This window comes from Verrucomicrobiia bacterium, assembly GCA_035629335.1.
In the GTDB taxonomy this organism is placed as follows: Bacteria; Patescibacteriota; Saccharimonadia; order Saccharimonadales; family Saccharimonadaceae; genus DASUUR01.
The window spans coordinates 58,440-78,110 of the sequence record DASPIB010000001.1 but is presented as its reverse complement, the minus strand read 5'-3'; the positions used below and the strand labels follow the sequence as shown (position 1 = coordinate 78,110).

Here is a 19,671-nt window from a genome sequence, read left to right as displayed (position 1 = left end):
TTATTCCCTTAATGCCTTCCCTGTTAGGTCAATGAAGACGTCCTCAAGATCGGCTTGCTGGACTTCAATTTCTTTCTTAAATCCGCGGCCTAACAGAGCTTTGATGAGGTTCTTCGGACTATCGAGGGCTATTATCTGCCCGTCGTCCATAATCGCTAACCTGTCACATAAAACTTGGGCTTCTTCCATGTAGTGAGAGGTAAGAATAACGGTGATATCTTTTTTCTGGATTTTTTGAATTAATTCCCACAGATGCCGGCGTGATTGCGGGTCGAGCCCGGTGGTGGGCTCATCAAGAAATAACACTTTTGGCGTGTTAATCAAGGCAGTCGCAATACTAAAGCGTTGTTTTTGACCACCCGACAATCGTTCGACGTAGCTGTCGGCCTTTTCGACCAGCTCTACTTCCTCAAGCAGCGCTAGCGGATCAATTTTAATGCCGTAAAAGCTGGCGAACATTTTGAGCTGCTCTTTCAGGTTGACTTTGTCGTAGAATGAGGCACTTTGCAGCTGAATGCCAATAATTTCTTTAATTCTTTGCGGCTGCTCGGCCACATTAATGCCATCAAGCAACACTTCGCCGCCATCAATTGGCCGCAGTGCCTCTATCATCTCGAGTGTGGTGGTCTTTCCTGCCCCATTTGGCCCTAAAATACCAAATATTTCACCCTTTTTTACCTCAAAAGAAATACCCTTCACAACTTCGGTGCCGTTGTACGACTTCCGGAGATCCTTAACTGTTAGGATACTGTTCATGCTTATGCCAGTATAGCACAGCGCAGTCGGGCGTCAAGAAGTAAAGCGCCATCCAAAAACCCGGCCAGAGCCGGGTCATTTGGCACCTTTTTGTTTGCTACAATCGTATCATACAAAAAGCTTATGTTTCAAATTATTTTTACTTTTCTTCGTTGCGAATTTTGCGAATCGTCAAGAAACCGTTACGAGCGTTTTCAGTTACTTCGTAGCCGGCTGGAAGCTCAGTTGGCTCACCTTTAGCACCCTGTTCGGTTTTGGTGAAGAAGTAAATAGTTTGTGTTTTGTTGCCGCGCAATACCACATCTTTTTTGTGTAAGTAGTAGGTAACGCCCTTTGAGTTTGTGTGCGAGTAAGCTGCCATAAGTGTTTCTCCTCCTTTTTATTGCTTACGAGTTAACCATACTCCGGTTGAGTAAAGGTTGTCAACAAATTATACACTTTGATAGCGGCGATGCAAGAGGAACTTGAGTAAAGCCGCCGCCACAACCCGGATAATAATCGCGATTAATACCAGCAGGCAAAAGAGCACACTCAGGCCAGCTAAATCGGCCGACCACAGGGGTGAAGCAAAGGTATGGCGATAGGCATCGGCTCGGGGTAATTTTAAGCTGGAAAGCGCATCGTTACTTGCCTGTAGGGATCGCACCCGATCAATCACGCACTGTACATAATCGTTCCGGAATGACTCTGTCCCACCCTGCCAGCGTGCCCGGCACTCTACACTGGCTTTTTGGTACACCTGACTACTTGGATTACTGGCATTACTGGCGCTATCGATGACTTTATCGCGGTCGCGTTCGTAGCTATATTGCAGATACACCCCCTGCTGTAAATCGGTGTTCATGTGGCCCGACACAAAAGCTTGTAAATCGGCCAGGGCGGCCCGAATGGCTTGTTTGTCGCCGCGCTTGTCGGCCTCGACGACGGCATCTCGCCGTTCGATCATCCCCAGATTGTTGAGACGCAAAAACGTCGCCGCCAAAAAGGCTGCGATTATGAAAATTATGACCAGTTGCCAGGTTTTTACGCGACGAACTTGCCATAACCGATGAGCGAGTAATTTTTTATTACTCAATGGTTACCCCCACCGCTTTATGCATGTGCTTATTATATAAAACTTAGGCAATTGCTACTAGTAGAAGGTTTCACTGCAGATTTTTACGAGGGGGAATGACGGCGAGATAGTCTGTGTGAAATGCAGGCGTCAGTGTTTCCCACTGCAACGCAGCGAGCTGCTTGCGAGCGCAGAGTGCCTGCATTTCACAGACTATCTCGCTGTCACGAGACTCGTCCAATTACTTTCTGTTACACTAATGCTATGCACATCTACTTCTCCGGAATAAATGGCGTAGCGCTTGGCCCACTCGCTGAAATCGCCCTCGACGCTGGCCACCAAGTCAGCGGTTCCGACCAACAAACTGGCCCGATGACCACCCGCCTTGAGCGTCGCGGTGTCGCTATTTCCACCGATCAAAGTGGCACATATCTCGCCGAGCTACATCGCAAACAGCCAGTTGATTGGCTGGTGCAAACTTCGGCCCTTACTAGCGACCACCCCGAGCTCGCCTTTGCTCGCCAACACGGCATTCGCGTTTCAAAGCGCGATGAGCTATTAAAAGAAATTATTCTGCAAAAGAAACTGAAACTAATCGCTGTTGCCGGCACGCACGGCAAAACCACCACTACCGGCATGTTGGTGTGGCTTTTAAAGCAGCTTGGGCTGCCCGTTAGTTATTCCATTGGCACCACTATCAGTTTTGGCCCGAGTGGTGTTTTTACATCTGATAGCGACTATTTCATCTACGAGTGCGATGAGTTTGATCGTAACTTTTTGCAATTTCACCCTTACCTTTCGCTGATCACCTCAATTGGCTATGACCATCCTGACACTTACCCTACCGCAGACAATTACTACGAGGCATTTCACGACTTTATCGAACAAAGCAACCAAACAATCGCTTGGCAGCGTGATCTTGAAAAAATCCCCACCGCTACGATAACGGCTACTACTGGGCTCCCCGACACCACTGATGTTAGCCACCTCACCCTGGCGGGCCAACACAACCGAGACAATGGCTGGTTGGTGCTCACCGCGGCTGCAAAGTTAACAGGCAAATCAATCGCCGAGCTCACCCCGCTTTTAAACACTTTTCCTGGCACTCACCGTCGGTTTGAGAAGTTAGCCGAGAACTTATACAGCGATTACGGCCACCATCCGGTTGAGATTAAAGCTACTTTACAGATGGCCAGGGAGCTATCTGATCACGTGGTGCTGGTGTATCAGCCGCATCAAAACGTTCGCCAGCATCTCATCAGACACCAATACGAAAACAGCATGAATGCCGCCGAAATGATTTATTGGCTGCCAACTTACCTTTCGCGCGAAGATGCAAGTTTGCCGGTGTTGACTCCAGAAGAATTAAGTAACAATCTCGCCGTGCGCGAACGAGTGGTTATTTCGGACCTCGATGACAGCTTATGGCAACACATTCAAGCCGAGCGTCGTGCGGGTAGTCTGGTGCTGTGCATGGGGGCTGGCTCTATTGATGCGTGGGTGCGGCAACAATTGGCGGCAACGCCCGAACAAAACAAATAGTCAGCCCTTCACCTAAAAAGCGCTGTTCGTAGGTGGTGAGCTGTTTATACAGTGATGGCAAGTCTGATGCATGAAGATCATAGGTTAATTGGTCAATTCGCCAGCCATTTTGCACCAGTTCTTCCAGACTCCAATCGAATAAAGGATGGTTATCGGTTTTAAAATACAGTGCACCCTGTGGTGTAAGAAGCGTTTGGTAAAGTGCCAGAAATCGCCGGTGTGTCAGCCTGTGCTTGGCAGCCCGTTTTTTAGGGAACGGGTCGGGGAAGGTTACCCAAATACTGCTTAATGAATGAGCAGTGAAATCTTCCAGCAGTGCATCGGCAGGCGTGCGGACAAACCGGACATTTGTCAGCCCTTGCTCTTCGGCTTTCCGGGCGCCTTTTTGCAAGCGGTCGGCTTTGACGTCAATGGCAACGAAGCGTTTATCGGGTGTTAACTGGGCCGCCGCCACCGAAAACAAGCCCGTGCCCGCCCCAACTTCAAGCACATCGGGGGAGAAATCTGTAATCTGGCGCCAGCCTTCTGCTTCGTGAGCGAGTGGCGAGTTGTGAAACAGCGCAAAACGATATTTTTTGCGCTTGCGGGTGATAATAAACTCTTTAGGATCGATCATCGGAGTCGCACCACTGCCCCGCTTGGTTCGAGCTTTAAAATCTGCGATGGAGCGCTATCACTCACCTCGCCGCTATCGGTGTAAAAATCAATTTTATCGCCAAAATAGGCTTTGGCCGCTGCAATATTTTTAGCTGGCGGCTGTCCAGCTAAGTTTGCGCTCGGAGCTAGTAACGGCCCAGTGTGGCGCAAAAGCTCCCGCAACTCTGCATCGGCTGGCAAACGATACGCCAACGTGCCGTCAACTTTTGGCAAGTAGCCTGGGGCCGACGGTGCTGGCACCACCACACTCACTGGTCCGGGCCAGGCGGTCTTTAAAACTTCCCTCAGTTGCTCGGGAGGAATATCGAACATATCTCTTTCGTCGCTTATCAGTAAAATACAGGCTTTATTGCGCTCGCGGCCACGCACCGCATACAGCCGCTCGACCGCTGCTTCATGAAAAACCGATGTAACAATGCCGTACAAAGTATCGGTACGCAAGACGCCCACCGCCCCTGTTTTTAGGAGTTCTGTAACTTGAGGATGATTTCTATCTGTAAAATAAGTCATGTTTGTTATACTACCATTATATGAATATTGATTTTATCAGCTGGATTGATAAACGATGGTTTGTGGCGCTGGCGGTAATTGTTATCGCCTGGATAGCGCAGCACTTTGGCGGATTACTGCTTAAAAAGCTCATCGGAAAAACCGTCCGTAGCACAACACTCAATAAGCTCACCCCTGAAGATGTTCGTAAGCGACAAAATACACTTATAAGCGTACTAACCGTCACCTGGCGAATTGTGGTCTATACTATTGCCGGCTTTAGCTTATTCCGGCTCGCCTTTCCGTCGATCGATTTAACGCCTCTCCTTGCAAGCGCTGGTGTGCTCAGTATTGTTATTGGGTTTGGTGCCCAATCGATTGTGAAGGATTTTCTCGCCGGCATTTTTATCATTGCCGAAAACCAGTACCGCGTTGGCGATGTCGTCGATATCGACGGCGCCGCAGGGGTGGTAGAACGTATTACGCTTCGCTGCACGGTTGTTCGCGATATCGATGGCAACGTGCACTATTTATCAAACGGCAATATCATGCACCCGATCAACAAGACCATGGACTATAGTAAAGCATATTTCACCGTCGCTGTCCATCCTGATAGCGACGTCGACGAAGTCGTCAGAGTCATCAACGAAGTCGGCGCTTCACTGGCTCAGGAGGGTAAATGGAAAGATAAGATCATTGAACCGCCACAGTTTATGAATCTTGGTGCTTTTAATGATATCGCCCTGGAAGTAAACGTCGTTGGCACCACCAAACCCGGCACGCAATGGTCGGTAAGTAGTGAAATGAAAAAACGCTTAATCGCCGAGTTCGCACGCCAAGGCATTGAGTTATCGCAGTACTCGACTTTCAGCGTTCCGAAGCGGTAGGTCTTTTACTGTTAGCGCTAGAGCTCGAGATCTAATTTCAACCGCTGATCTTCTAGCGGTGCAACATCAAACGAGCTCAGTTGATTAAACTCGTTAATTTTCTTTTTAAGTTCTTTGGTGAACTCTTCCATTACTTTTGCTGTTAGTGCCCCCTCTGGCTTGAAGGCTGGCGACTTGTCATCTGGGCGTACTTGGCTGCGGGCCTCCTCGTACCCCGGGCGACTTAAATCAAGCTGCGAGGTCCCATCGCGAACGTACACCATGACGCTAAAAGCCGTGAGTAGCAGTGAAACAATAATCGCCCCGATAATCAGCGTAATCAGGCGATAGCGCTGCACTAAATTCGTGGCACGCGGCATCATGAGGCGGCTCCTCCGGTCTTTTTGGTAATTTCTTCAATTATCCTTTGGTACTCAGCAAGCAATCCCGAAAGCTGCTGTATATCTTTTGATAGCTGTCGCCGAAGTTCACGAGTAGCGGTTAATCGATCGTAAAAAGTCACCGGCTGATCCTGGCACTTTACCTGCAAGGTGCTCGATAACGCGTCCTCGTAGGCCGTATAGTGCCGTTTAAAATCGGCAAATGTTCGCTCGATATTAGTCGTGGCCGCTACGAGCGCTGGCGAATCTTGCAAACGATTTAAGGCCGCGCGGCTATTAAATGGTGCGATTAACTTTTCCATAATCGCCTCATACATTGACCCTCGATTAATGCGGGCCGCGGTGTCACTATATTGTAAACGCTGCATGTTCACCTGCGCCTCTAGACAGCTTTGGCGAATGGCGGTAATCTGGCGCTCGGTTAAAGTATCTTGTTGGGCAAATACTTGCGGCACGACAAACACGAGCAGCGCAGCTGCACCCGGAAGCATGATAAAAGGCAGTTTACGTAACATTGCTTGTATTATGAAGAGCCGGAGGTGCATCTGTCAAACCGAGCTTGCCGCCACTAGCCCGCGTGACAATACCTTCTTGCAGTAAAGCAGCGAGGGCTGGCTGAAACCGTTCGTCAGCTCGCACTGCACTCATGAGCTTTACCTCTGTCAGTTGCCCGGCGATCAGCTGCTTAAGAATTCGACCACGCATTTCCCGCATCGATCCTTTAAAAGTCGTTTGTTTTTTATAATGTTTGCTTTGTGATAATCGGCCACCGGCTGTTTGTTTCAAAAAGGTACCGTAATCCATAAGCGCCCAATACCATTCGCGCGGTTGCTGATGGTCGAGTACTTGGGCTGCGATGTGCCGTAATTCCTGATCAGTCACTTGTTCGGGCTGCGTTTCAAAAAAATGATGAAACAGCACGGTGCGGATATTTGTTTCAATAAACACTACTGGCTGCTCAAAAGCATAGGCTAGCACCGCCCCAGCGGTATTGGGCCCAATGCCCGGCAAGCTCACCAGCGCTTCGAATGTTTCGGGAATATTACCGCCGTGTTCGGCTACGATTTGCTGCGCCGCTTGCCACAAAAATTTCGCTCGCCGGTTGTAACCTAATCCGCTCCACGCCGTCAGTACCGTTGAAAGCGGCGCCCGCGCTAAGGCGGTAACATCTGGAAATTGGGTCACAAAGGCGTCAAATTTTGGCCGCACCCGCTCGACTTGCGTTTGCTGCAACATAATTTCGCTTGCCAATACCCAATACGGGGACGGCTGCTCGCGCCATGGCATGGAGCGCTGATTTCTGGCATAATAATCCCAGACGATTGATTGAAATTCTTGTATTTTATGGAGCGGTAAATTCATAAATATGATATAATTATACTATGCAACCTGGCCTTTTCATTGTGACGGGTCCGCCGCGAACAGGCAAGACAGAACAAAGTCGCCGTTTTCTCGAGCGTTACCCAATGGTTCAGTTGATCAGCTGTGATAAAGAGCGCAAAAAGCTCTGGGACGATCATGATAACGTACAAGAAAATTATCCTGAACTCTTCCAGATGATCTGGGACAGCCAGAATTATCCAGACGATATTTCATGGTTTGAAAATGTGGCAAATCGGCCTGGCTACGTTGAAGAGCGCCAGCGCCGCATGCACATTGCGGTGTGGCACATGAGGGTGCGCGCAAAGATTGAAGAGCAGCTCGAAGCCGGACAACCTACCTTAATTGAAGGAGTTGCTGCCTACCCGGAGTTGGTTGCCGCCCTGCCCTACACCTTCCATTACGTAGTGATGGGTACACAAGAAGGGCAAGCGGAACACATGCTCCGCCACGCCCGTGAATCATCTGATTCCCATAACTGGATGAAGACCTGGAGCGAGGAGCGCATCCGACGCTACGCCGAACTTCAGGCTGATATGAGCCGGCGCCTGCAGAAGGAAGCTGAAGCTTTTGGCTTTCCTTACATCGAAATGTCGGTGGGTAACTACACCGAACGACAGGAAGAAGCACTGGAGCTGCTTATGAGCCCGGATAGCTTTTTCCGCGGCCCGCTAACGGCACACTAACCCCTTACCCCCGCTTAGCTGCCATCGACTTGGCGGCCAAGCGGGGTTCGCTATAGCTTTTATAAGTCCCCTTTTTAAATAACAGCCGCAGCACCGTCTCGAGCGCGATACCGCCGACCACTTCACCTTCGTCGTTCACTACCAAGAAGAATCGACCACCACTCGTTGCCGCCAACTGCCCGATGCTTTCTACTGGCTGGTCGCGGTGCACATAACGCATGTCCCTATCCATCGCCTGAGCTGCGGTTGTGCCGGCCGCCGAAATGGTCATAATTTTCTCAGCGTAGAGCAAACCGACTACTTCATTTTCCTGCATAACTGCAAACACCGGCTGCCCCGTACGATACAAAGTATCCAGCGTCATCGGGCCAAGCACTTCATCAGCGCCAACCTGCGCCATGTGCACCAGTGGGGTCATGTGCGACCGTATTTTTTCTTGGTGTAACTGTAGCCGGGTGGTGATAGCGTCTTTTTCTTCGTCGGTTATGTTTCTCGCGTTTTGCGCAATATGGAGCAATTCTTCAACCGACTGCACCGCTAGTTCACGCGCCGTTGCTTTGGGCGCCCACAGGCGAGTTAACAGCCAAACCTGATGGCTGACTTGGGTGATATGCGGCTCGTACTGCTTTAGTAGCTTCTGGGACCACTGCCGCAATAGTTTTTGACGGGCTAGAAGTGGTGAAGCCAGCAAAATAACACTTACTGCCAACCAGACCGTGAGGCCACTGGCGGCCGCACTACCAAGCGCCAGCACCCAAGCGAGGCGAAGGCTGAATCTGCGCAGCGCTCGAACTTTCGGCAGCCGCTTTTCTCGCTCTACAATCGCTGCCGCTGCTGCATCGCCTGCGGCAATACGCCGCCGGAGCTCAAAAGTGCTTAAAGGATCGCTCTTTAGATCAAGCGCCTGCAGTAGTAGCGCCGCCGCACAAAAGATAAGCGCTATAAACAAAAATACTACCATTAAACCAGTCATTACCTTTATTGTAGCCGATAAAGCTAGACGTAGGCTAGAAGTTTGCTATTATTAATACAGTAAGCATAAGGAGTTACCGTGACACGGACGCGTTGGATTATATTCGCGATTATTTGTATCGTTATTTTAGGTGGCCTAGTGATTATTTCAAACAACAACCGCGTTGATGTTTCTAAGCTCAACGAAATGAAGGTGGTCGGCCCCACCGAAGTCTTAAAAGTCGGTGATCATGTTTACGGCAATGATCAGCAAAAAGTGACCCTCATCGAGTATGGTGATTTCCAGTGCCCCGGCTGTGGTTCACTGCACCCAGTTTTGAAGCCAATGATCGAAAAATATAAAGAGCAGCTCACGTTTGTTTTCCGCAACTTCCCGCTCACCAATATTCATCCAAATGCGTTAGCTGCTGCCGCCACGGCTGAAGCCGCTGGCCGGCAAGGTAAATTTTATCAGATGCACGATGCCCTGTATAACACGCAGAGCAACTGGACAAGCTTCAGCGGCGAACAGCGCACAAATTACTTCCAGAACCTAGCAAAACAACTCGGCCTTGATGAAAAGAAGTTTAAAGCCGACCTCACCCACGAAGACGTGACTACCAAAATCCGGCGCGATCAAGCTTTGGGCGGCAAAAGTAAAGTTGATAGCACACCAACCTTATTTATAAACGGCAAGCAACTGGGAGATAACGTCTTGCGTGACGCTACTCAGTTAGAAGAAACTATCAAAAAGGCCATCACCGATAGCGGCCAAAAGCTTCCTGAAGAGCCAAAAGACAAGAAAGAAGATTCTTAAAACCAAAAAAGACCCCGGTGCCTTGGGGTCTTTTTATATTTTTTAGTGAGCTATATACAGCTGCCATTCGGCCGGCACAACATCCACTTCTATTCGTTTGGCGCGCGTCGGCACCTTACGAACGGTGATTGGCATGTGTGTACTCCTTGTTTAGATTAGCGCTTCAGGGAATTCGACCTTTACAAGTTAGCTTTACCCAGAAACACAAAAGAGAGTGTAGCACTAGCTGGTGTACGAGTCAAATGATTCCCTGTTGAAATTGCTCACGCTATAAAGACGATCTTGTCTTAATAGTTGTAATCTTTACTATATTAATGAGGCGGCGGTTCTTTTTAGACTAAAACATGCGTTTCGAACGACCAATAATCACCACCAGTAATGTCACGACGACTGTCGTCCCCACTACTCCGGCAAAGGCAAGCGGCTCGTGCGCGAAAGGAATCGGCACATTCATACCAAACATACCATAAAAGACATTCGGCAAGGTAATTATCACCGTTGCGGCAGTCAAGGTCCGCATGGCCCGGTTTAGGTTGTTGTTGGTGATGGTGGCGTGAGCTTCACGGATGTTAACAATACTTTTCACTAAGTTACGGCACGATTCAATCGATTGCTCGTTATTGAGCAGCAAGTCTTCAACTATTTCTTGGTCTTGATCATAAACCGCCACGTGCTTGCTGACTAGCAGGCGCCTTAGAATTGCGTTGGTCGGCTGTAAACCCGAAAGGAACTCGTTTAACTCATCTTCAATGGTTACGAAGTCAATAAAATCTTGGTTGATTACTTCATGAGTGCGCAGACGGGTCCGAATGGCCTTTATGCGCCGACTGATGTTATTAATGTACACCTCGTATTGATCAACGATCTGCGCCAAAATCTGTAAAAGCAGCTTCATATGCTGGGTAGTAGAAAAATCTACTCTGCCGCCGGTAAACCGCTGTTTTCGCGGAAGGCTATGGAGGGCAACAGTTAATAGCGCCGTTGGGTGCAGTACAAACAATAAGGGTGCGGTGGTGAGCTCAAGGTCATCATTAACGTAGGCATAGCGTACAAAAATGTAGGTTGTATCGCCTTCGCGCTCGAGTCGCGGCATTTCGTCAACGTCAAGCGCATCGCTCATATGACCTTGGTCAAGCGAATAAAGCTCGACTAACGCGTCAATTTCGTCGGTAGTTGGGTTCTCCACACACACCCATGTACCATTGCGCGGTTTTTCGAGCACCTTTAAGTCAGCGCTGTGCACATCTTTGTAATAATAAGTGACCATCTCTCCTTGCAGTATACTTGCTACAGCACGCCGACACAAGTCGGTTATGCTTGGCGTTGGCTTTTATAATATAAGCTGCGAGCTTCGTCGCCGGTTGCGATAACCTGACCATTTGGCGCCATGGCCGTCACCACGGCAGTCCCGATAGCAATTTCGTGCTGAAACCGCAGTGCTGGTTGTTTTTCGACTATTTTTGTTGAAAAAATCCAGGCTTCGTTGCTAGACTGCTGCGTACTGCTTTCGGGTGCCGTATGCTCAATAATTTTTCCGCCCCGGGCTTCGCGACGACAAGCCGGGCAGTAAATACCGCCCTGGGCGGTGCGCTTGGCATCTACCACTCGCCCGCACTTTGGTAGTGGGCAGACCACACACTTGAGCGAATCTACCCGGTAGCCAAGCCGTTCGGCCTGTTGTTCGGTGGAAGTAACTGGCGTTGTGATGCAATCGCCGCTGTAATCTCGACCTTCAGCGCGGGCGTCGGCCCCGGCTTGCTCAAGGCTATCGACGCGCTTGCCGTGCAGCAGGTCGTCTAGCGCCGCCGCGCAGTTGTAGCGCGCATCAGCCAGACGCTGTTTTTGGGTGGCTACGTCGCGCACAGTGGCTATAATTGTCTTGACCTGCTTCATGTGGGCTTCAAAGATTTCTGGCTGCGAACGAATAAACGATAGCGCATCGGCCTCATTAAGCGCCGGCCGGCCAGCATGCCATTGGCCGCCAAGCTGCTCCTCCAGGCTGTCATCGTAACCTTGGCGCAGTGCATCCACCATTGCCTTAGAGACTGTCTGCTTACCAGTTTGTGCTTCCTGACGCACCACTTCAAGGCGCTCGTCGTTAGCGGTAAATACATGGCGCTGCTGCACAATATCTTCCGATCCAAGTCCGTCGGGAATATCGATACCAAGCCGCTGGGCCGCAGCTTGCATAGCCGCATAATTCGAGCCGTCGAGTGAAAAAGAAGTTATTGAAAAGCCGTTCGGCGTATCGGCAGCGTGTTCATAGACTCGCACCAGCATTTTCAGCCGTTCGCGGTTGTAGGCATCGATATGCGTTCGGCCATAGCGCACATCATCGGGGATGGGCGAAAACACCACCATTGTCTCGCCGGGCTGTAAGGTTTCGGCTTGGCGCACCTCTAAGATATCCTGGTAGCGTCGATTTATTTCAAAGGTCAGGTCTGGCCGAGTGGTAGCATACTCGCGAAGATCGACATAGCCTCTTATAAAAATTTCTTCGAGTTGATCGCCAAATTCGGAGTAAAGTTTGTCGTCTTTAAGTTCATAATGAAAAGTGTTCTCCATTGGTATGAATAACCGCTCAGAAAGATCAGTTTCTTCATCGAGCCGTAAACTGGCTTCGTGGCGCGCTTCAAATTCGTGAAAACGCACAAAGTCGCGCTCTTTTTGCGCAGCTACCTTCTCCCTAACATCTTCCCCTACTTCTGCCACTCTTCCATTCTCTTTTTGGCCGAGCAGCATAATCCCTCATATAAAAAGGGAGAGAATATCCTGCTCGGGAACCTCAGTATGGCAGACTGTGTCGGGCTTTCACCGTTGCGGCACAGCTCACGAATTGCACGTGATTCCAGTCTGCCTGAGGATTAACTTTTAACTTGTTTCTTTATTATAACGCTACTGGTAGTGTTTTCTATTGTGTAATTAACACTATTCAATCACGCCAGGGGTATCGGGCATATGGCGCATTGGGCGCTGCTTTACAAAGAAAGCGAGCGGTATTGCAGCAGCCATTAGCGCCGCTGAAGCGAAGAAGATACCGCGTAGTGTTTCGGCAAATGCACCGGTTACTTTATCGCCGAAAGCGGTTTGTTGCTGAACAAATTGCTGCTTCATAATCCCTTTTTGGGCGTCGGGAAGCTGCGCCTGTGCCAAGCCTTGCTCAACACCGATGATAATCCGCTCACGTGACTCGGCAGTGTTCAGCGCCAGCAAAGTGTTGGCGTCAACTTTTTCCACCATTTGGGCCGATTGCGGGTTTTGGCGCAAGGTTTGAATGTAGGCGTCGTTTTTAATTTCACCTAACTGTGCTGCGACGCCTGTTGTTAGCATGGCGCCCAGAATTGCCGTACCAAGCGTTGAACCGAGGCTACGAAACAGCTGCGAAGACGAAGTGGCCGCCCCAAGATCTTTTTGTTCAAATTCGTTTTGGATAACAATATTAATAACAGGGAATGTCAAACCGATACCGAGCCCTGCCATCGCCATGAGTAGCGCCTCTTGCAGATATGTGCTCTCGGCCGTCAGTGTCATTAGAGCGCCAATGCCGATGGTAGCAATCCCCAATCCGGCAATCAACAGTGGCTTATATTTACCCGTTTTTGCAACTAGAAGTCCCGAGGCAATGCTGCTGATTGTTAAAGCGGCAATCATCGGCAGAATCATCAGGCCGGCTTCAGTTGCCCCGGCACCAAACACCTGCTGGTTAAACTGGGTAAGGTAGAGTATCCCGCCCAAGAAAGCTGCACCCGAAAAGAGGGCAATCAACGACATTAAGTTGAAGTTACGCTTTTTAAAGAAGCTCAGCGGTAGAATTGGCTCGGCGGCTCGCCGTTCAGCCAGAATAAAGCCGATCGTCGAAATAATTGCTATCCCGAGTAGTATCAACTGAATAGCACCGCTAGTCAGGCCAGTTGCAGTAATCACATCGGCAAAAATATGTTCAGTATTTTCAACCGATAGCACCAAGGTCGCCAGCGCCAGCCCAATTAAGCCCGCACCGAGGAAATCAATTTTTGGCTTGTGGTCGTGCTTAATGCTTGGGCAGTAGACAGCAATCAGGATAAGCGAAACGATACCAATCGGTATATTAATCCACAACGTCCAGCGCCAATCGGTCGTGAGGCCAAAAATGGTATTGCCATCGGTCAAGAAGCCGCCAAGCACGGGGCCGATTACCGATGCTAAGCTAAAGATACCACCAATGATACCCTGCCACTTACCGCGTTCCTTAGCGTTAAATAAGTCACCAATAATAGTAAAAGCGTTACTCATCACAATACCGCCACCAATACCCTGCAGCGCTCTGAACCAAATTAGCTGGTCCATGCTTTGGGCAGCACCACTAAGGAATGAAGCCAGGGTGAAAATTCCCACACCAACCAATAGCGCCAGCCGTCGGCCAAAGATATCCGACATCTTACCGGCAATTGGCACTGAAATAGTGCTGGTAAGCAGATATGCGGTGATTACCCAGCTGAGGCTACTGAAGCTGTTAAATTCTTCAACAATTTTAGTGAGCGCGGTTGACATAATAGTTTGGTCGAGCGCCACCAAAAACATACCCGACATAACCGCGAGCATGACAATTACTTTTTGTCTAAAATTTATATGATGTAACATAAAGTCCTTTATTTATTACTGTCGTCAGGAGTAACAGCTTGACGCATTTTGTCTAGCTTATCGCTAAGTGCTGTCATGATGCCTCGCACACTATCTTCGGTGCAAATGCCGAGCATTTTGCCTTCTGGCCCGGTGCCGATGACAAATAGTTTATCGCCCGGCTGGATATTCATTTTTTCGCGAGCTTCAACCGGAATCACAATTTGCCCTTTAGCACCGACGGTCACCGTGCCGTAAAAATTAATGTCGTGCATCTGCGCTACTCCTGTCTCTATTTGTTATACATGTTATACAAATCATACCTGATTGTCAATCTATGCACCCGTCCGGCGATTCAGTATTTAATATCTCATGTTACAATTTAAGTACTCGGGCCCCTTACAAAGGAGGAAGTATGAAGCGTAAGCCTGGAGCAATCGGTCCCCGCCGGATTGATGTTGCAGCACCAGCGCCTCGTAATATTCCCCCGATTCCACCGGTGGAGACACCAAAGGAGAAGGTCGAACGCATTAAGCGAGCCGCGCAATGGCCTCATCGATCTTGATTAAGCCTGCGCGCTCTTAAACTGTTTTTCCTCCATAAATCGTGCTCGTGATGTGCGTCCTGTTGTTACAGGGCGCACTACTATATAATAAGAAGATATGATACAACTCACGAACGTTAGCAAAGTCTACGGCAAGGGGGCTACTGCCTTTTATGCCTTGAAAGAAATTAATCTTGAACTGCCAAAGAGTACTAGTGTGGCAATTGTTGGGCGTTCTGGTTCAGGAAAATCAACCCTGATGCACGTTATGAGCGGCCTCGACCGGCCACAAAGCGGCAGTATTGTGATTGATGGCCAAAACATTCTGCAATTTACCCCCAAGCAAATGGATGCCTTCCGTTCGCAGAAGATGGGTTTTATTTTTCAGTCATTTTTTGTGCAGGCCGATGAAACCTGCCTAACCAATGTTAGCTTACCGCTGGAGATTAGCGGAGCCAACCCGAATGACCGTAGCCGCTTAATCGAAGAAGCGCTCGCTAAAGTTGAACTCACCGACAAAAAGCAGGTGAAGGCGCGTGATCTTTCGGGCGGGCAAAAACAGCGCCTGGCGATCGCCCGGGCCATCGTGAATAGTCCTAGTATTATTTTTGCCGATGAACCGACCGGTAACCTTGATTCAACTACCGGTAAAGTAATCGAAGACTTGCTGTTTAGCTTTAATAAACAGCTCGGCTCGACACTAATTATCGTCACCCACGACCCAGAGCTCGCCGCCCGCTGCGACATGCAAGTACACCTACTTGATGGACAGATTGAAAAAATCATCCCCAGCCGGTCACCATCAACCCAAAAGCAAGGAGTAGTTACTAATGCGCTTTAATGACCTGTTAAAACGAAGTTGGCGAAATGTTTTAAAAAACAAAGTCCGCTTTATTCTAACCTCCCTTTCGCTGGCGGTTGGTGCTTTTACTATCTCTTTGACACTGGCAATTACTTCGGCAGCCAGCGAAACTTTTAATAAATCCCTCGGAGTGAATATTCAAAAAGACGTACTGCTCGTCACCGGCAAGGCAGAAGGCGTCCAGAGCGGCCTGCGCACCGAAGACGAGCAGAAAAATCTAAGCAAGAACTACCAAAACTTCACCCTAAAAGATGCCGATGTTGAAAAAATCCGCACCTTCTCGGCAGTTAAAGACGTTGAGCCAGTCTACGAAACAAACATCTCTACCCTTGTAATTGCCGAGGAGCGATTTTCGACATACGCCGTAAACCCCCTAACGCTGCAAGAACAGCCACAGCTCATAAAAGGTGATCGTCAGGATATTGGCACCGACGGTATCTTTTTGCCGGAAAGTTTTGTTGAAAAAGCCGGCTTGACCCCTGAGACTGCTATCGGCCAAAGGGTCACGGTTGGCCGTGAAGAAACGGATTTCTCAACCGGCGAAAGGACGCTGGTATCGGTCGACACCGTAATTAAGGGCATTATTAAATCTGAAGATGACCCAGCCTTCGATGAAGCATTCATTGCAATTGAAGCCAATAACGAACTAGCTAAAAAAGTCGCGGCCTACGAAGAACAGCAGGGCTTGGGCGGCGAACTTACCTATAACGTTATCAATATGCGTGTGCAATCAGATAGCGAAGCCGATGTGACCGCAGGCGTTAAAGCGCTTGAAGATGCCGGCTATAAAGTATATAGCGTTGCTAAAATGAACCAGGAGTTCCTTGATCAGATCAATATCATTCGCCTGTTCTTGTTGGGAATTGGCGGTATCGCGATTCTGGCCGCCGTCTTTGGGGTGGTCAACACTCAATACATGACCGTTTACGAACGCACCCGTGAAATTGGTATCATGAAGGCACTCGGCATGTCGCGCAGTGGTGTTTTGGGGCTGTTTTCACTGGAAGCGGCTTGGATTGGTATTGCCGGCAGTATCATTGGTATAGTACTCTCGGTTCCTGTTATCATTTGGCTGAACGCGCTGGCCGCCGGCAGTGGTTCTGGCGCGCCTGGCGCTATCGTAACCCCGCTTAATGTCCTGATTGTGATTGTATCGCTTGGCGTTATTGCCCTGCTCGCTGGCCTCTTACCAGCCCGACGTGCAGCTAAGCTTGATCCGATCGAAGCCCTTCGGACTGAATAGCATACAACTTTGCCTATTAAAAATCCCTCTCGAGATGAGAGGGATTTTTTGATACTTAACCTTAGGTTATTTTTTCGCGTCGCCGGCGGCTACTTCAGCGCTATTTTTATACTGCTGAAATTGCTCGATAGCTTTTTGGAAGGCGGCTTCGTAGCCATCGACCATCTTGTCGGTCGAGAAGCGTTCTTCAACGTGCTTACGACAGTTTTCCGGCTTGATTCGCTTGACCTTCGCGACGGCTTCGGCCATCTCAGTAACAGAATCAACAATGTAACCGGTTTTCTTATCGGCCACCACTTCCGGCACCGAGCCGCGGCGCATTGCAATCACCGGTGTACCACAAGCCATAGCCTCGGCCATGGTCAGGCCAAACGGCTCCTCCCACTGGATGGGCATCAAGAATGCCTTGGCTTTTTGGAAATACCGAACGGCAGTTTCACGCTCAACGAATCCAAGATACAGAATCTTTTCATTGAGGTGCGGTTTTACGTGTTGATCAAAGTATTCTTGCTGATCGGCGTAAATGGGCCCAAGAATCAGCAACCGGTGATCTGTTTGTTGGGCAACTTGGATTGCTTCTTTCACACCTTTTTGCTGATTAATGCGGCCTGCAAACAGCAGGTAATCGTCTTTTTCTTCGGTCAGTTCGAATACGTCGGTATCGATACCGTTGTAAACCGTTGCCACATACGGCAAATCTGGCGCCGGAATGCGCTGGTTTTCTGAAATCGACACAAAATACTGGCTCGGCGTTTGGTACATCTCAAGCACCTCACGAAACAGCGGATTAATCGGGTCGTGCAAGGTATAGATGACTGGTACATCCGGATACAAATGAACGTACGGCAAAGCCGATTCCGGGTGATGAAAGTGCAAAAGGTCAAATTCACCCTGGCGCGCCCGTTCAAACATTTCACGAACCAGGTAGGCGTCCCACATGCCCGGCACATGGTGAGAGAGCGCGTCAATATTTTTCAGTAGTCCGGCAAATTCTTCATAGTTATGGGCTAGTGGTCGGAGATTTCGTGTCTCTACCTCTGCGCGTAAATGCGTGCCATTTGGCCCAAAATAAGTTACTTCATGTCCACGTTTCGTCAGCTGTTCGCTGATAGCTACTGCAAGATCAATCGGTGCGTACACCATATCAGCAGGACGCGGCGCGGGTATGTACCCTCGAACCATCGTCGCAATCTTCATGCATCCTCCCTTGGCTTAAAGCCTATTGTGCTGCGTCTATTTTAGCACATTTTGCCCGATTATCACCGTGAAAACACCAGTCTTTAAGCATTAGTTAAGAAAGTCGTTCTGTACCGCGAGGTTATAGACGGCTGTTTCAAGCAGTTGCAAACGTGAGACTTTGCGATTGGTGATGGGTAAATAAGGGTCTTTTTCAGGCATGCCATATTCTTGTTGAACGAGCGTACCTAGATCGGAGTAGACTGCTGGTACTTTATCGGTCATAGCTTTTGGCAGTTCAATATCAGCGCTTAAGCCAGCCCGCAGGGTATCGCCATGCTTTTGTAGCACCACCACATGGCTCCCAAACACGTTGTGGTTGGGGTGAAAAGCGTGGTTGCCGCTTTCAATCGTCGCGTAATAATCGGCTACCCCTTGCTGCAACAATTGGTCGTGGCGGTGCATGGCGCCGGCATAGGTTTCTTCAATGGTTTGCGGCTGCTCAGAAACATTGGAGTTGCTTTTTATCCCGCGGACCGTGGTGCGCAAGCCTGCTTTTCTTAGGCCTCGGCTGACCGCCCGAAGCTTAATATCGCTTTCACTCGAAACAAGCACTGTAGGAAGGCGATTAAAGTAATCTATCAGGCGATCAATTTGGCCATCAAGAATAATTGGCCGACAACCGGCTATTTCAAGCGCATATGACATATCTGGAATTGGGTTTAGGAGAAAAATTTCGAGATTATCAGCGTAAGCAAAAGCCATTTCCATTAAGGTGTTGCCACCGATGTAGTTTTTTATGCCGTTTTTGTCTTTGTTAAAAATCAGCACGGCGTCTGAAGTATAGATTTTATCGAGGTGCTGCCGCATGAGCTGGTCTTTCAAGGCGTCGGCCTCGGGGGGCGTTAGCTTAGACCAATCACGGTCTTCGTTCATATCAGGCGTTTCAACCTGGAAACCTTTTGTTTTTAAATAGTCAGCGGTCGCCAACATTTCTTTGCCGTAGGTAATAGAGCCGCAGAGTGAGATTTTCATAGGCTTTATTATAGCAATATCTATCCTTATATCGTTAAGTAACAATTCATTTACAATTTTCTAGTTTTATAGTAAAATAAGCCTGTTACGTGAGTTTTGATACCCGTTATTAGAAATTGCGGGCAGGATTTTTAATAAGGGAGGATCATCCTCCTCGTCTCTTTACGCCCAAAAGGGCAACCAGAGACCGTACCTTAACAAAGGAGTGTTGATGGCACTTTTGCCCGAAGAGCGGAAGGCGCTGCTTGTTCTCGCAGCAGTTGGCCTCGCTGGCGCCGGTGTGTGGGTGCTTTACGAAGCACTCGACGACGACCGCGAACCACAAACTATCTACTGCGTTGATGACCAGAATATGGTTGTCAGCCCTGAAGGCTGTGATGACGACGGCATGGGGTACGGCGGCAGCCATACCTCGATCATTGTTGTCGATGGGCACACCAGTTACGCCCATGGCCACAAGGTAGAAGATAAAAAGATCGCCCGCAAGGTTGCCTGGAACGACAAGGCCGGTCGCGAAAGCATCGGCGTTGCACCGAATGGCAAGCCAGTTGTTGGTACGCGCATGAGCGCAGGCATCGGCAAGGGGCCAAGTGGCGGAAGCAGCGGAGGCTGA

23 protein-coding genes are annotated in these 19,671 nt (G+C 49.3%); 8 read left to right on the top strand and 15 right to left on the bottom strand.

Features of this window, described 5'->3' with window-relative positions; all coding sequences use genetic code 11:
• From VD907_00350 to VD907_00340, 3 genes are all read right to left on the bottom strand, one after another.
• Nucleotides 1–762, bottom strand: coding sequence for an ABC transporter ATP-binding protein (locus VD907_00350; protein HYG83314.1), 762 nt, complete (start codon nucleotides 760–762; stop codon nucleotides 1–3).
• A gap of 133 nt (nucleotides 763–895) precedes the next feature.
• Nucleotides 896–1,117, bottom strand: a complete 222-nt coding sequence (locus VD907_00345; GenBank protein ID HYG83313.1) for a hypothetical protein — start codon at nucleotides 1,115–1,117, stop codon at nucleotides 896–898.
• Between the two features lie 69 nt (nucleotides 1,118–1,186).
• Entirely contained in the window at nucleotides 1,187–1,831 is a 645-nt protein-coding gene (locus VD907_00340; GenBank protein ID HYG83312.1) for a hypothetical protein, read from the bottom strand.
• Nucleotides 1,832–2,074: 243 nt separating this feature from the next.
• Here VD907_00340 and VD907_00335 point away from each other — a divergent pair, with 243 nt between their 5' ends.
• Nucleotides 2,075–3,352, top strand: a complete 1,278-nt coding sequence (locus tag VD907_00335) for a Mur ligase domain-containing protein (protein HYG83311.1) — start codon at nucleotides 2,075–2,077, stop codon at nucleotides 3,350–3,352.
• Here VD907_00335 and trmB read toward each other — a convergent pair.
• Complete coding sequence (gene trmB, locus VD907_00330; protein HYG83310.1) at nucleotides 3,297–3,968, bottom strand: tRNA (guanosine(46)-N7)-methyltransferase TrmB; 672 nt, start codon at nucleotides 3,966–3,968, stop codon at nucleotides 3,297–3,299. The two genes, VD907_00335 and trmB, sit on opposite strands and share 56 nt — an antisense overlap.
• Nucleotides 3,965–4,519: an L-threonylcarbamoyladenylate synthase gene (locus VD907_00325; GenBank protein HYG83309.1), complete on the bottom strand. Its 555-nt coding sequence runs from the start codon at nucleotides 4,517–4,519 to the stop codon at nucleotides 3,965–3,967. The genes trmB and VD907_00325 overlap by 4 nt, the downstream gene beginning before the upstream one ends.
• 20 nt (nucleotides 4,520–4,539) lie before the next feature.
• Between VD907_00325 and VD907_00320 the strand changes: the two genes are divergently transcribed.
• Complete coding sequence (locus VD907_00320) at nucleotides 4,540–5,385, top strand: mechanosensitive ion channel domain-containing protein (GenBank protein ID HYG83308.1); 846 nt, start codon at nucleotides 4,540–4,542, stop codon at nucleotides 5,383–5,385.
• Between the two features lie 17 nt (nucleotides 5,386–5,402).
• Here VD907_00320 and VD907_00315 read toward each other — a convergent pair whose 3' ends face one another.
• The 3 genes from VD907_00315 to VD907_00305 are packed head-to-tail and all read right to left on the bottom strand — an operon-like array spanning nucleotide 5,403 to nucleotide 7,127.
• Nucleotides 5,403–5,747: a hypothetical protein gene (locus VD907_00315; protein HYG83307.1), complete on the bottom strand. Its 345-nt coding sequence runs from the start codon at nucleotides 5,745–5,747 to the stop codon at nucleotides 5,403–5,405.
• Entirely contained in the window at nucleotides 5,744–6,256 is a 513-nt protein-coding gene (locus VD907_00310) for a hypothetical protein (protein ID HYG83306.1), read from the bottom strand. Before VD907_00310 ends, VD907_00315 begins: the two co-directional genes overlap by 4 nt.
• A gap of 13 nt (nucleotides 6,257–6,269) precedes the next feature.
• Nucleotides 6,270–7,127: an A/G-specific adenine glycosylase gene (locus VD907_00305; GenBank protein HYG83305.1), complete on the bottom strand. Its 858-nt coding sequence runs from the start codon at nucleotides 7,125–7,127 to the stop codon at nucleotides 6,270–6,272.
• Nucleotides 7,128–7,147: 20 nt separating this feature from the next.
• Between VD907_00305 and VD907_00300 the strand changes: the two genes are divergently transcribed.
• Nucleotides 7,148–7,831 (top strand): hypothetical protein, encoded by a 684-nt coding sequence (locus VD907_00300; protein ID HYG83304.1) that lies wholly within the window; start codon nucleotides 7,148–7,150, stop codon nucleotides 7,829–7,831.
• Between the two features lie 4 nt (nucleotides 7,832–7,835).
• Here VD907_00300 and VD907_00295 read toward each other — a convergent pair whose 3' ends face one another.
• Entirely contained in the window at nucleotides 7,836–8,804 is a 969-nt protein-coding gene (locus VD907_00295) for a hypothetical protein (protein HYG83303.1), read from the bottom strand.
• Between the two features lie 78 nt (nucleotides 8,805–8,882).
• Between VD907_00295 and VD907_00290 the strand changes: the two genes are divergently transcribed.
• Entirely contained in the window at nucleotides 8,883–9,599 is a 717-nt protein-coding gene (locus VD907_00290) for a thioredoxin domain-containing protein (GenBank protein ID HYG83302.1), read from the top strand.
• Nucleotides 9,600–9,936: 337 nt separating this feature from the next.
• Here VD907_00290 and VD907_00285 read toward each other — a convergent pair whose 3' ends face one another.
• The 4 genes from VD907_00285 to VD907_00270 all read right to left on the bottom strand — a co-directional run bounded on the left by VD907_00285 (nucleotide 9,937) and on the right by VD907_00270 (nucleotide 14,473).
• Nucleotides 9,937–10,866 (bottom strand): magnesium transporter CorA family protein, encoded by a 930-nt coding sequence (locus tag VD907_00285; protein ID HYG83301.1) that lies wholly within the window; start codon nucleotides 10,864–10,866, stop codon nucleotides 9,937–9,939.
• A gap of 44 nt (nucleotides 10,867–10,910) precedes the next feature.
• Nucleotides 10,911–12,311 carry a hypothetical protein gene (locus VD907_00280; protein HYG83300.1) on the bottom strand — a complete coding sequence of 467 codons (1,401 nt, stop codon included), beginning with the start codon at nucleotides 12,309–12,311 and terminating at the stop codon, nucleotides 10,911–10,913.
• Nucleotides 12,312–12,527: 216 nt separating this feature from the next.
• On the bottom strand, nucleotides 12,528–14,219 hold the full coding sequence (locus tag VD907_00275; GenBank protein ID HYG83299.1) for an MDR family MFS transporter: 1,692 nt from the start codon (nucleotides 14,217–14,219) through the stop codon (nucleotides 12,528–12,530).
• An 8-nt stretch (nucleotides 14,220–14,227) separates the two neighbouring features.
• Complete coding sequence (locus VD907_00270; protein HYG83298.1) at nucleotides 14,228–14,473, bottom strand: AbrB/MazE/SpoVT family DNA-binding domain-containing protein; 246 nt, start codon at nucleotides 14,471–14,473, stop codon at nucleotides 14,228–14,230.
• A gap of 140 nt (nucleotides 14,474–14,613) precedes the next feature.
• On the opposite strand from VD907_00270, the gene VD907_00265 reads away from it, so the two are divergent.
• The 3 genes from VD907_00265 to VD907_00255 all read left to right on the top strand — a co-directional run bounded on the left by VD907_00265 (nucleotide 14,614) and on the right by VD907_00255 (nucleotide 16,847).
• On the top strand, nucleotides 14,614–14,763 hold the full coding sequence (locus VD907_00265) for a hypothetical protein (protein ID HYG83297.1): 150 nt from the start codon (nucleotides 14,614–14,616) through the stop codon (nucleotides 14,761–14,763).
• A gap of 97 nt (nucleotides 14,764–14,860) precedes the next feature.
• Nucleotides 14,861–15,583, top strand: coding sequence for an ABC transporter ATP-binding protein (locus VD907_00260; protein HYG83296.1), 723 nt, complete (start codon nucleotides 14,861–14,863; stop codon nucleotides 15,581–15,583).
• Nucleotides 15,573–16,847, top strand: a complete 1,275-nt coding sequence (locus VD907_00255) for an ABC transporter permease (GenBank protein ID HYG83295.1) — start codon at nucleotides 15,573–15,575, stop codon at nucleotides 16,845–16,847. Before VD907_00260 ends, VD907_00255 begins: the two co-directional genes overlap by 11 nt.
• Nucleotides 16,848–16,913: 66 nt before the next feature.
• Here VD907_00255 and VD907_00250 read toward each other — a convergent pair whose 3' ends face one another.
• Together VD907_00250 and VD907_00245 are read right to left on the bottom strand one after the other, a co-directional pair.
• Complete coding sequence (locus VD907_00250; protein HYG83294.1) at nucleotides 16,914–18,044, bottom strand: glycosyltransferase family 4 protein; 1,131 nt, start codon at nucleotides 18,042–18,044, stop codon at nucleotides 16,914–16,916.
• A 90-nt stretch (nucleotides 18,045–18,134) separates the two neighbouring features.
• Complete coding sequence (locus VD907_00245) at nucleotides 18,135–19,058, bottom strand: DUF84 family protein (protein ID HYG83293.1); 924 nt, start codon at nucleotides 19,056–19,058, stop codon at nucleotides 18,135–18,137.
• Nucleotides 19,059–19,269: 211 nt separating this feature from the next.
• Between VD907_00245 and VD907_00240 the strand changes: the two genes are divergently transcribed.
• Nucleotides 19,270–19,671: a hypothetical protein gene (locus tag VD907_00240; GenBank protein HYG83292.1), complete on the top strand. Its 402-nt coding sequence runs from the start codon at nucleotides 19,270–19,272 to the stop codon at nucleotides 19,669–19,671.